This window comes from Nocardioides pacificus, assembly GCF_054775955.1.
Genome location: NZ_BAAHCI010000005.1, coordinates 131,954 through 143,781, shown reverse-complemented (window position 1 = coordinate 143,781; position 11,828 = coordinate 131,954). Strand labels below are relative to the sequence as shown.

At 74.8% G+C, this 11,828-nt stretch carries 9 protein-coding genes; 5 read left to right on the top strand and 4 right to left on the bottom strand.

Annotation, left to right across the window (positions count from 1 at the left end):
* Positions 1–80: 80 nt before the first annotated feature.
* The 4 genes from ACYU7L_RS03245 to ACYU7L_RS03230 form a co-directional block, all read right to left on the bottom strand.
* On the bottom strand, positions 81–695 hold the full coding sequence (locus ACYU7L_RS03245; protein ID WP_460793770.1) for a DnaJ family domain-containing protein: 615 nt from the start codon (positions 693–695) through the stop codon (positions 81–83).
* Positions 696–857: 162 nt separating this feature from the next.
* Positions 858–2,354, bottom strand: coding sequence for an MFS transporter (locus tag ACYU7L_RS03240; protein ID WP_460793769.1), 1,497 nt, complete (start codon positions 2,352–2,354; stop codon positions 858–860).
* The gene (locus ACYU7L_RS03235; protein ID WP_460793768.1) at positions 2,351–3,703 is read right to left on the bottom strand and encodes a M20/M25/M40 family metallo-hydrolase; all 1,353 of its coding nucleotides are present in this window, start codon (positions 3,701–3,703) and stop codon (positions 2,351–2,353) included. The genes ACYU7L_RS03240 and ACYU7L_RS03235 overlap by 4 nt, the downstream gene beginning before the upstream one ends.
* 312 nt (positions 3,704–4,015) lie before the next feature.
* Positions 4,016–4,642 carry a nitroreductase family protein gene (locus ACYU7L_RS03230; protein WP_460793767.1) on the bottom strand — a complete coding sequence of 209 codons (627 nt, stop codon included), beginning with the start codon at positions 4,640–4,642 and terminating at the stop codon, positions 4,016–4,018.
* Here ACYU7L_RS03230 and ACYU7L_RS03225 point away from each other — a divergent pair.
* The 5 genes from ACYU7L_RS03225 (at position 4,641) to ACYU7L_RS03205 (ending at position 11,784) form a co-directional block, all read left to right on the top strand.
* Positions 4,641–5,891: an allantoate amidohydrolase gene (locus ACYU7L_RS03225; RefSeq protein WP_460793765.1), complete on the top strand. Its 1,251-nt coding sequence runs from the start codon at positions 4,641–4,643 to the stop codon at positions 5,889–5,891. The two genes, ACYU7L_RS03230 and ACYU7L_RS03225, sit on opposite strands and share 2 nt — an antisense overlap.
* A complete protein-coding gene (locus ACYU7L_RS03220) occupies positions 5,888–7,297 on the top strand; it encodes a formimidoylglutamate deiminase (protein ID WP_460793764.1) in 1,410 nt (469 codons plus the stop codon). The genes ACYU7L_RS03225 and ACYU7L_RS03220 overlap by 4 nt, the downstream gene beginning before the upstream one ends.
* Positions 7,294–8,508, top strand: a complete 1,215-nt coding sequence (hutI, locus tag ACYU7L_RS03215; protein WP_460793763.1) for an imidazolonepropionase — start codon at positions 7,294–7,296, stop codon at positions 8,506–8,508. Before ACYU7L_RS03220 ends, hutI begins: the two co-directional genes overlap by 4 nt.
* A 91-nt stretch (positions 8,509–8,599) precedes the next feature.
* On the top strand, positions 8,600–8,770 hold the full coding sequence (locus ACYU7L_RS03210; protein ID WP_460793762.1) for a hypothetical protein: 171 nt from the start codon (positions 8,600–8,602) through the stop codon (positions 8,768–8,770).
* Between the two features lie 68 nt (positions 8,771–8,838).
* Positions 8,839–11,784, top strand: a complete 2,946-nt coding sequence (locus tag ACYU7L_RS03205) for a helix-turn-helix transcriptional regulator (RefSeq protein ID WP_460796559.1) — start codon at positions 8,839–8,841, stop codon at positions 11,782–11,784.
* The last annotated feature ends 44 nt before the right edge of the window (positions 11,785–11,828 follow it).

Genomic DNA, 11,828 nt, shown 5'->3' with positions numbered 1-11,828 from the left:
TTCGGGCTGGGGCATGTCGTTTCTGCCCAATCGGCGGGGGTACGGCGCAGCTCGGCGCCGCGGACCTCGTCACCGCGGGGTCAGTCGGTGCGGCGGCGCCACGTCGGCCGACGGCGGCGTGCGGCGCGCTCGTCGCGTGTCTCCTGCTCGGCACGGGCCAGGGCCTCGCGCTGCGCCGTACGACGAGCCTCGCGGCGCGTCGCCCAGGCGTCGACCTCGGCCTCGACCTCGCGCTCCTTGGTGATCATCGGCGGCCCGCCCAGGGGCTGGATGCGCGCCGAGCGGACGCGGGCGTTGAAGTCCTCGACCTCGCGGCGTACCTCGGCCGCGGTGGTGATCCGGTCGAGGCGGGCGTCGAGCTCGGCGTCGTCCTTGCGGATCTGCAGCGCGGGCGGCAGCACGCTGATCTGCTCGCGCTCGACCAGGCGCTTGAGCCACCAGTCGGGGTCGTGCTGGGCGCCCAGTCCCTTGATCGGCTTGCCGTAGCCGGGCAGGTCGTCGAAGTCGCCGCGCTCCATCGCCTGCTGGATCTGCAGCTCCACCCAGCGCGACTGGTGCTGGATCCGGGCTGCGGCCGCGTCGCCGCCGGTCCGCTGGTCGCGAGCCCGCTCCGTCGAGGAAGGGCGCGCATGCTCATGCGGGCCGGTCGCCTCGTCGGCGGGCCGGTCGTCGCGCTCGTCGGGGTGCCCCTCCATCAGGGCGTCCACGGTACCGACCACGTTCCACCGGCCGCCCGCGTCCGCTCGTCCCACCCCCATGTAACGCGGGGTTATCCGAACTACCACAGCGTTGTAGCGCTGTGGTGGACGACATAACCCCGCGTTACATGCGGTGGGGGCGGCGGTGGGGCCGCGGCGTCAGAGGGGCGCGACCGGCTCCTCCGCGGCGTCGGAGAACGCGCCGCGGGGTACGACGAGCAGCGAGGCCGCCGCTAGCAGGGCGGCGCCGGCGCACACCGACCACACGGTGAGGTAGCCGCTCAGGGGGGCGTGGCCCGCCTCGGGCCCTTCCAGTGAGCCGGTGGCGGCCAGCGCGATCGCGAAGATCGAGGAGGCGATGGCGCCGCCGACGGTCTTGGTCGCGTTGGTCATGCCGGTGACGAAGCCGGTCCGGTCGGCGGGCGCGGCGGCGGCCGCGGCGGCCGGCAGTGCGGCCACCAGGGCACCTGAGCCGAAGCCGGCGACCGCCATGTTGAGCAGCGCCTGGGCGCTGGTGTCGTGGAAGGGCAGCCACAGCGCATAGCCGAGCGCCACCAGCAGCGACGCGACGACGAGGGCGTTGCGGGCGCCGAAGAGCCGGGTGGTGAGCGGCAGCGTGAGCGCGCCGATCGCGAGCGACAGGACGTAGACCCCGATCAGCGTGGACACGAAGCCCGCGTCCGCCCCGAGCCCGTAGCCGACCTCCGCCGGGTCGGTCCGGGCGAAGGTCGACAGCGGGATCTGCGCCCCGAGCACCGACATGCCGAACAGGAACGCCGTCAGCTGCACCGGCCACTGCCCCGGCGCGGCGAAGACCCGGATGTCGACGAGCGGGTCGGCGACCGACAGCGAGTAGCGAACGAACGGCACCATCACCGCGAGGCCGAGCGCGATCAGCAGCCACGGCGCGAGGCTGGCGACGCCCTCGAGGCGCACCAGCACCAGCCCGCCCATCACCAGGCCGAGCACCAGCGTGATCAGGCCGAGCCCCGGCAGGTCGATGCCGCCGGTGGCGGTGCCCGGGGCGTCCTCGATGCCGATCCAGATGACGAACAGGCACAGCGTCACGACGACCGCGGGCAGGGCCAGCAGCACGGTCATCGAGGTGGCCTCGACCAGCGCCCCCGACGTCAGCGCGCCCACGATCACCGACGCCTCGAGCGCGAAGACCAGGATGGCCGCGGAGCGCCGGGTCAGCCGCGCCTGGTGGCCGGTCCCGGCGGTGCGGCGATAGATGATCGCGACCTCCAGCGGCAGCCACACGACGTACGCGCCCTGCAGCGCCCAGCCGATGAGGAAGGTCGTGAACGACGGCGCGAACGCGATCACCCACGAGCCGAGCGCGGTGACGGCCGTCGAGATCAGCAGCACCTTCTTGTGCCCGATCAGGTCGCCCATCCGGGCGAGCAGGGGTACGACGAGCGCGGACACGATCAGCTGCGCCGCCTCGAACCAGTTGACGTCGGCGTCCGCGATCGAGAGGTGGTCGGCGATGTCGGAGAAGATCGGCGTGTAGTAGCCCTGGAGCACCCCGCTGGCGATCTCCACGCAGACCAGCAGCCCGACGATCGCCGCGAGTCCGGGGACGGCGGTGGAGCCGGGACCGCTACCAGCGGGGGCTCCCTTGCCTAGGGGGACCTGGCCGACACCACTCATGCGGGAAGCCTCTCGATCAGTCGCTGGTACCAGCGCACGCCGTCGACGAACGCGTCGACGCCGATGTGCTCGTCGTAGGAGTGGATCGACTCGCGCTGCGCCTTCGACATCCGGAACGGCGCATAGCGGTAGACCCGCTCGCTGATCCGGACGAAGTGGCGCGAGTCGGTGGCCGCCATCATCACGTAGGGCGTGGGCACGGCGTCGGGGAAGACCTCGCCGATCGTCGACTCGAGCAGCGCGAACGCCTCGTCGTCGTACGGCGAGAGCGGGCTCGGCTCGCCCGACTCCAGCACGTCGATCTCGACCCGGTCGTCGTTGACCGCACGGCGCACGTGCTCCACGGCCGAGGCGACGGACTCGCCGACCATGATCCGCAGGTTGACGCCGGCCTTGGCGGTGGCGGCGATGACGTTGATCGCGGGGGAGCCGGACAGCGTGGTGACCGCCAGCGTGGTCCGGGTCATCGCGGCCGACTCGGGGCCGGCGGCGACGAGCGCGCGGACCAGGGCCGGGCGCAGCCGCTCGGCGTTGGCCAGCAGCGGGCGCAGCGGCAGCGGGGCGTGCGGGGCCAGCCGGCGCAGCAGCTCGAGCGTGGGGGCCGGCAGGGAGGAGGAGAACGGCGCCTTCTCCAGGCGCATGATCGCCCGGGCCAGCCGCGAGGTCGGCCCCATCCGGGCCGGCGTGGAGGCGTGCCCGCCGCGGCCCTCGACGCGCAGCTCCAGGGAGGTGGTGCCCTTCTCGGTCACCCCGATCACCGCCAGCGGCGCCTTGATCCCGGGGAACGCCCCGGCCGCGACCGCCCCGCCCTCGTCGAGCACGAACCACGGCGCGACGCCCCGGCCCGCGAGCTCGTCGACGGCCATCGGTGCCGCGACGCCGAAGACCTCCTCGTCGCACCCGAACGACAGCCACACGTCCTGCGCCGGCGTGACGTCGCGCGCGAGCAGCCGCTCGACCGCCTCACAGATCGCGACCACGCTGCCCTTGTCGTCGAGCGTGCCGCGGCCCCAGAGGATCCCGTCCTCGATCACGCCGGCGAACGGCGGATGCGTCCACGGGTCGCTCTCGACGACCGGCACCACGTCGAGGTGCGCCATCAGCACGATGGGCCGCTCGGCCGATGCGCCCGCCCAGCGGAAGAGCAGCGCGTGGGTGTGGATCCGGGTCAGCTCGAGCCGCTCGTGCACCAGCGGGAACTGCCGGGCCAGCTCGGCCAGGAACGCGTCGAACGTGGCCGCGTCGACCTTCTCGGGGTCGGCGTACGACACGGTCGGGATCCGCACCAGCGCCTGCAGCTTCGCGATCGCTGCGGTGTCCGGCCTCTCCTGCTCGTCGTGCTCGGGCACGGGCTCCTCCTGCGGGCTCTCTCGAGAACGGACCGTCCGGGCGCCGGGGCCCGGAACAGGGAGGACGGTACGGCGTGCGGGGCCGTTTCGTCCCCGGGATCGCGGGCGGCGTCGGCGGGGTGAGCCTGCCGGGGCGCTGAGGGGCGTGGACTGGGAGAGGCGAAGAGCGGGTTGCCGTTTGGTCCCCAACGGCGTGCATTTCGGTCTGGGGCATGTCGTCTCTGACCAATCGGTGACCTCCATGCCCACCGCCGTACGACGAACGCCCCGTGAAGTTGCGCCGACTCGGCGGTGAAGTTGCGTCGACTCGGCTTAGGGGGTGCGCCAGTGCCCGCGGTGCACGACGTCCTCGACCGGCTTGCGGGTACGTCGCGCGGCCGAGCCGGGCGCGCCGGTGTCGGGCAGCCGGTGGCCGACGGTGATCGCGCCGACCGGGCGGTGGTCGTCGGGCACGCCGAACTCCGCGCGGAAGGCGTCGACCCGCTCCGGCGGCACCCCGAAGAAGCACGCGCCGAGCCCCTCGTCGACGGCGGTGAGCAGGATCAGCAGCGAGGCCATCCCTGTGTCGACGTCCCAGTAGGGCACCGGCCAGCGGCCGTCGGTGTCGTCGCCCCTGCCGGGCGCCCACCCCTTGTCGTCCTCGGCGTAGCGGCGCAGGTAGGCCTCCCGGTTGGCCAGCGCCACGATCACCACCGGCGCCGTCCGCATCCCGTCGAGCCACGCGTTGCTCGCCGCCGGGTCGGGGCTGGTGGAGCGCCAGAAGCGGCCGACGTCCTCGGGGGTGTCCAGCCGCAGGAACGCCCACCCCTGGCTGAACCCCGCACTCGGCGCGCGTCGGGCATGATCGAGCATCCGGTCGATGATCCGCGGGTCGACCGGTCGGCTCTCGTCGTACCGTCGGACCATCCGGCGCCGACGCACCACGTCACTGAACTCCATGGAGGCGATTTTGACGTTCGAGCAGATGTGGCGCGACCTCGCCCCGGTCGGACAGGTGCCGAGCGGGGGCTACTTCCGCCAGCCGTTCCTCGCCGCCGAGCGCGAGCTGCACGCGTGGTTCGTCGAGCAGGCCGTCTCCCGGGGACTCGAGGTCGAGGTCGACGGCTGGGGCAACACGGTCGCGTGGTGGCGCCCGGCCGGTGCGACCGACAACCTGCTCGCAGACGCGGTGCTCACCGGCTCGCACCTCGACTCGGTCCTCGACGGCGGCGCGTACGACGGACCCCTCGGCGTCGTGTCCGCGCTCGCCGCGATCGACCTGCTCCGCGAGCGCGGCTGCGTGCCGGCCCGTCCGATCGGCGTCGCGGTCTTCGTGGAGGAGGAGGGCTCGCGCTTCGGGGTGCCGTGCCTGGGCTCGCGGCTCGCCACCGGGGCGCTGGCGTGGGCCGACGCCCGCGAGCTGAGCGACCGCGACGGCGTGCGCCTCCCCGACGCGATGGCCGCCGTCGGGCTCGAGCCGGGAGGGACGGGCCCGGGAGGAGGGCAGGCAGGCTGGCTGGACCGCGTCGGCACCTTCGTCGAGCTGCACGTCGAGCAGGGCCGCGAGCTCGTGGACCTCCTCGCGCCGGTGGGCGTGGCGAGCGGGATCTGGCCGCACGGGCGGTGGCGCTACGACTTCGCCGGCACCGCCGACCACGCCGGGACGACGCGGATGGAGGACCGCCAGGACCCGATGCTGACCTATGCGATGACGGCGCTCGCGGCCAACAAGCGGGCGCGGCTGACGGGACACCGGGCCACCTTCGGCCGGGTGGAGGTGGCGCCCAACGGCACCAACGCGATCCCCTCGCGGGTCACCGCCTGGCTCGACGCCCGCTGCCCCGACGAGACCGCGCTCGCCGAGCTGGTCGCCACGATCTCGACCCAGGCGAGCGACCGCGCGGACCGTGACGGCACCTCGCTGGCGGTGAGCGCCGAGTCGGTCTCGGGGGCCGTCGTCTTCGACCCCGACCTGGCCGCCCGGGTCGGCGCCGAGCACGAGTCGGGCGACCTGCCGGTGCTGGCGACGGCCGCGGGCCACGACGCCGGGGTGCTGTCGAGCGCCGGCATCCCCACCTCGATGCTCTTCGTGCGCAACCCCACCGGCGTCTCCCACTCGCCCGCCGAGCACGCGAGCGTCGCCGACTGCCTGGTCGGGGTCTCGGTGCTGGCCGACGTCCTCGAGCGGCTCGCCGGGCGCGCGCCATGAGTCGGGAGCGCCGTCCGGGGAGCGGGGGCCCGCTGGGGGCCGAGGTCGAGGCGGCCTACCTGCTCGAGCGCGGCTGGGTCGCCGGCGAGATGCGCGACGAGGTGCTGGTCGAGATCGCCGGGGGCCGGTTCAGCCGGGTGCTGCCGGACGCCCCGCCGGCGGCCGTCGAGGCGGTCTCGTCGTGGCCCGGCGTGGTCCGGCTGCCCGGGGTCACCGTGCCGGGCCTGGCCAACAGCCACTCCCACGCGTTCCACCGTGCCCTGCGCGGCCGCAGCGAGGCCGGTCGCGGCCGCAGCGGCCACGGGTCGTTCTGGACCTGGCGGGCCCGGATGTACGACGTGGCGCACCGGCTCGACCCCGACACCTACTTCGCGCTCGCCCGCGCCACCTATCGGGAGATGGTCGCCTCCGGGATCACCGCGGTGGGCGAGTTCCACTACCTCCACCACCAGCCCGACGGCACGCCGTACGACGAGCCCAACGCGATGGGTCTGGCCCTCCTGGCGGCGGCCCGCGAGGCCGGGCTGCGGATCGCGCTGCTCGACACCTGCTATCTGGCGGCCGGGTTCGGGCCCCGGGGCCACCGGCCGGCCGAGGGCGTGCAGGTCCGGTTCAGCGACGGCCACGCGGGCACCTGGGCGCAGCGGGTGGCCGACCTGCCGGACGGGGAGGACCACGTGGTGGGCGCCGCGATCCACTCGGTGCGCGCCGTCCCGCGCGACCAGCTGGCCACCGTCGTCGACGCCGCGCGGCACCGACCGCTGCACGTCCACCTGTCCGAGCAGCCGGCCGAGAACGCCGCCTGCCTGGCCGCCTACGGGCGGACCCCGACCGCGCTGCTGGCGGACGCCGGGGTGCTCGGCCCGCACACGACCGCGGTGCACGCCACCCACCTCACCGAGGGGGACGTCCACCTGCTCGGCGACTCCGCCACCCGGATCTGCGTGTGCCCGACCACCGAGCGCGACCTGGGCGATGGCATCGGTCCCGCGCTGCGGCTGCACGAGCGCGGCTGCGCGCTGACCCTGGGCTCGGACAGCCACGCGGTGATCGACCTCTTCGAGGAGATGCGCGCCCTGGAGATGCACGAGCGGCTCGCCACCGGCGCGCGCGGCCACTTCTGCGCCGAGGACCTGCTGCCGTTCGCCGCTGCCCGCGGCCACTTCGGGCTCGGCTTCTCCGACGCCGGCCGGATCGAGGCCGGTGAGCGGGCCGACTTGGTCACCGTCGACACCACCTCGATCCGCACCGCCGGGACCGGGGACGACGAGCAGACCGTGGTCTTCGCGGCCTCCGCCGCCGACGTGCGCCACGTCGTCGCCGACGGTCGCGTCGTCTTCCGTGCCGGCGACGAGGAGGAGATCGGCCGCGAGCTGGCGGCGGCGGTCGGTCAGGTGTGGGCATGACCGCGACGCTGCTCACCGGCATCCGCGAGCTGGTCACCAACGACCCCGACGCCACCGGGCGGGGCGGGCTTCTCGGCATCGTCGAGGACGCTGCCCTCGTCATCGAGGGCGGCCGGGTCGCCTGGGTGGGCCCCGTGGCCGCGGCGCCGCCCGTCGACACGGCGTACGACGCGGGCGGGCGCGCCGTGCTGCCCGGCTTCGTCGACAGCCACAGCCACCTCGTCTTCGCCGGTGACCGGGCCGACGAGTTCGCCGCGCGAATGGCCGGCGAGCCCTACGCCGCGGGCGGGATCCGCGACACCGTCGCCGCGACCCGGGCGGCCAGTGACGAGCAGCTGACCGCGCGCACCGCCCGGCTGGTGCAGGAGATGCGCCGGCAGGGGACGACGACCTTCGAGACCAAGAGCGGCTACGGGCTGACCGTGCGCGACGAGGCCCGCAGCCTGGCGGTGGCGCGCCAGTTCACCGAGGAGACGACGTTCCTCGGCGCCCACGTCGTGCCCGAGGGGGCCGATCCCGCCGACTACGTCGCGCTCGTGACCGGGCCGATGCTCGAGGCCTGCGCGCCGCACGCCCGCTGGATCGACGCGTTCTGCGAGGAGGGGGCCTTCGACGCCGGCCAGGCGCGGGCGGTGCTCGTCGCCGGCGCGGCCGCGGGGCTGCGGGGGCGGCTGCACGCCAACCAGCTCGGGCCCGGGCCGGGGGTCCGGCTCGCCGCGGAGCTGGGGCTGACCGCCGTCGACCACTGCACGTTCCTCGACGACGCCGACGTCGACGCGCTGCGCGACTCCCAGACGGTCGCGACGCTGCTGCCGGGGGCGGAGTTCTCGACCCGGCAGCCCTGGCCGGACGCGCGCCGGCTGCTCGACGCAGGGGTGCGCGTCGCGCTGGCGACCGACTGCAACCCGGGCTCGTCGTACACGACGTCGATGCCGTTCTGCATCGCGCTCGCCGTACGGGAGATGGGGATGACCTGCGCCGAGGCGGTGCACGCCGCGACGGCCGGGGGCGCCGCGGCGCTGGGGCGCGACGACGTCGGCGTGCTGCGGGTCGGGGCACCGGCCGACCTGGTGCTGCTCGACGCGCCCAGCCACGTGCACCTGGCCTACCGACCGGGCGTGCCGCTGGTCTCCGGGGTGTGGAGCCGCGGGCGCACTGAGGTAGCCGGCCCCTCTGAGGTAGTCGGCCGGCCGGGGTGGTGCCCGGGATAGGGCAGCCGTCCGATGTGCGGGTCTACCTCAGCGCGCGAGTCTCGTCTCACGCCCCGACGACCCGGGGCCGTGAGCACACCGGGAGCAGCGCATGTACAACGGATCCGACCTCTACCTCAACGCCGAGATCGACTACCGCACCCAGCGGATCGCCGAGACCTGGAAGCCGGTACGACGCCGCCGGCGCGCCGGGCGCGACCCGCAGCTCGGCGGCCCACGGGCACCGCGAGCGCCGGAGCGGGATCGAGACACGATCGGCTGACGCGGCAGATGCCGCGTAAACAAGGAGGCGCGCACCCGCCCGCGCACGACATCATGGGCCCCGTGGCGATGCGGAGCTCGAGGCTGGTGGGACGAGATGCCGAGCTGGAGCTGTTGAGCTCCACGCTCGGCATCCGTGCGTCCGGACGCGTCGGGCGCGTCCCGGTGGGGGCCGTGCTGCTGGGTGGGGACGCCGGCGTCGGCAAGACCCGCCTGCTGACCGAGCTGCGCGACCGGGCCGTCGGGGAGGGCTGGCAGGTCGTGGCCGGCCACTGCCTGGACTTCGCCGACTCCGCGCTGCCCTACCTGCCGTTCTCCGAGATCCTCGGCCGGCTCCACGACGAGCTGCCCGCCGTCGTCGAGCGGGTGGTCGCCGAGCACCCGGCGCTGGCCCGGCTCCAGCCCGGGCGTCGGATGCTCAACGTCTCCGACGGCGAGGACGGCGCGCTGCTGGAGCGCGGCGACCTGTTCCCGGCGGTGCACACCCTGCTCGAGGAGGCCGCGGCCGAGGCGCCGCTCCTGCTGGTGGTCGAGGACGCGCACTGGGCCGACCGCTCGACGCGCGACCTGCTCAGCTTCCTGTTCGCTCGCGGGCTGGGGCGGCCGGGGAGCACGGTCGGCCTGGTCGCGTCGTACCGCTCCGACGATCTGCACCGCCGCCACCCCCTGCGCCGCCAGGTCGCCGAGTGGTCGCGGATGGCGGGCGTGGAGCGGATCCAGCTCGAGGCGCTCGCCGCACGCGACGTACGCCGGCTGGTGCACGAGCTGCACCCCGACCCGCTGCGCGAGGCCGACGTCGCCGACATCGTGGCCCGCTCGGAGGGCAACGCGTTCTTCGTCGAGGAGCTCGTCGGGGCCACCTGGGCCAGTGGCGGCGGGGGGCTGCCCGAGGACCTCGTCGACGTGCTGCTGGTGCGCCTCGACCGGCTCGAGGACGGGGCCCGGACGGTGGTGCGCACCGCGTCTGTCGCCGGTCGACGGGTCTCCCACGAGCTGCTCGCCGAGGCGTCCGGGCTGCCGCCGAGCGCGCTCGAGGAGGCGCTGCGTGCCGCGGTCGAGATGAACGTGCTCGTGGCGGTCTCCGGCGACGCCTACGCGTTCCGCCACGCGCTGCTGGGCGAGGCCGTCTATGACGACCTGCTGCCGGGGGAGCGGGTGCGCCTGCACGCGGCGTACGCCGCCGCGCTGTGCGAGCAGCGGGCCTCCGGCAGCGCCGCCGAGCTGGCCCGGCACGCCCGGCTCGGCCAGGATGTGCGTACGGCGCTCACGGCGAGCATCCGGGCCGGGGAGGAGGCGATGAGCGTCGGCGGTCCCGAGGAGGCGGCCCAGCACTTCCAGCAGGCGCTGGTGCTGCTCACCGATCCCGGGATCGGCGAGGACGGGGCGCGGGACGTCGCGGGGCTGGTGCGCCAGACCTCGGACGCGCTGATGGCCGCCGGGCACGTCGCGCGCGCCATCAACGTCATCCGCGAGCAGCTCGACCGGCTGCCTCCCGAGGCGGGCCCGGGACCGCGTGCGGAGATGATGGCCGCGCTGTCGTTCGGGCTGCTGATCACCGACGGCGACGACGACGATCCGCTCGAGATCTCGCGCCGGGCCGTCGAGCTGGTGGCCGGCACCGCCGACAAGTCGCGGGCGCGGGTGCTGGGCAACCACGCCCGGATCCTCGAGGGATACCGGCACCGCGAGGAGGCCCGGCAGGTCGCGCTGGAGGCGCTCGCGCTGACCGAGAAGCTCGCCATGCCCCGGCTCGGCTCGGACGTGCGGACCACCCTGATCGGCATCGACAAGCACGGTCCGGTCGACCAGGTGCGCGACGCCTTCGAGGAGGTCATCGGGCGCGCGCACGCTGCCGGTGCCGTCAACGCGGAGCTGCGCGGGCTCTACCTGCTCGGGCGGCTGCACCAGGACCGCGGGGAGTTCGACGAGGCCCGGCTCGTCTTCCAGCGCGCGGCCCGGCGGGGAGCCGACGCGGGGACGCCGTGGGCGCCGTACGCGTTCGAGTCCCGCTTCATGCTCGGCTCGGTGCTGCGCGCCGCCGGGCGGTGGGACGAGGTCCTCGAGCTGACCGGCGTCGCCGACCAGGCCCCGCCGCCGCTCTACGAGGCGATGCTGGCCGCGCTGCGGGCGACGGTGCTGGCGGCCCGAGGCGACGACACGGCGCTCGAGCTGGCGCGCACGGCCCGGCCGTTCTGGTCCGCGGAGGGGCTCGTCGCCATCACCGGCAGCAGCGCCGAGCTCGAGGTGCACGAGCGGCGCGGCGACCACGGGGCGGCGCTCGCCGTCTATGACGAGGCGTGCGAGCTGCTGGCGGGGATGTGGGGCCAGAGCTTCCAGGCCCGGCTGCGGCTGTCGGCGACGGCGCTCGGGGTGCTGGCCGCCGCCGCGCCCCGGCTGAGTGCTGAGGAGCGCCGGACGAGGGCCCTCGACGCGGAGCGGCTGCTGGAGGACGGACGGCGTGTCTTCGCCTATCAGCGGGAGTCCGGCATCACCTTCGGGCCCGAGACCTGGGCGTGGCACTCCCGGCTCAACGCCGAGGCGCTGCGCTGGCGGTGGGTGGCCCAGGTCGACCCGCCGACGGGCGAGGAGGTGCTCGCGGGCTGGCGCGACGTGGAGCGGCACTTCGCGGAGTACGGCGACGTGCTCGAGCTGGCGAAGGTGCGCACCCGGCTGGCCGAGATCATGCGGGCCACCGGCGACGCCGTCACCGCGCGGGAGGCGGCCGACCTGGCGCGATCGGCCGCGCGCGACCTGGGGGCGCGACCGCTGCTCGACGAGCTGACCTCGATGGGGTCGGCGGCGCGGCCCGTCGCGACGGTCGGGGAGCTGACGGCCCGCGAGGGGGAGATCCTCGCCCTGGTTGCCGAGGGCCGCACCAACGGCGAGATCGGCAAGCAGCTCTTCATCAGCACCAAGACGGTGTCGGTCCACGTGTCCAACATCCTGGGCAAGCTCGGCGCGGCCGGACGGACCGAGGCGGCCGCGATCGCGCGTCGTACCGGGCTGCTCGGGTGAGCCTCCTGTCCTGAGCGCTCCCGCCCGGGGCACAATCGGGGCCG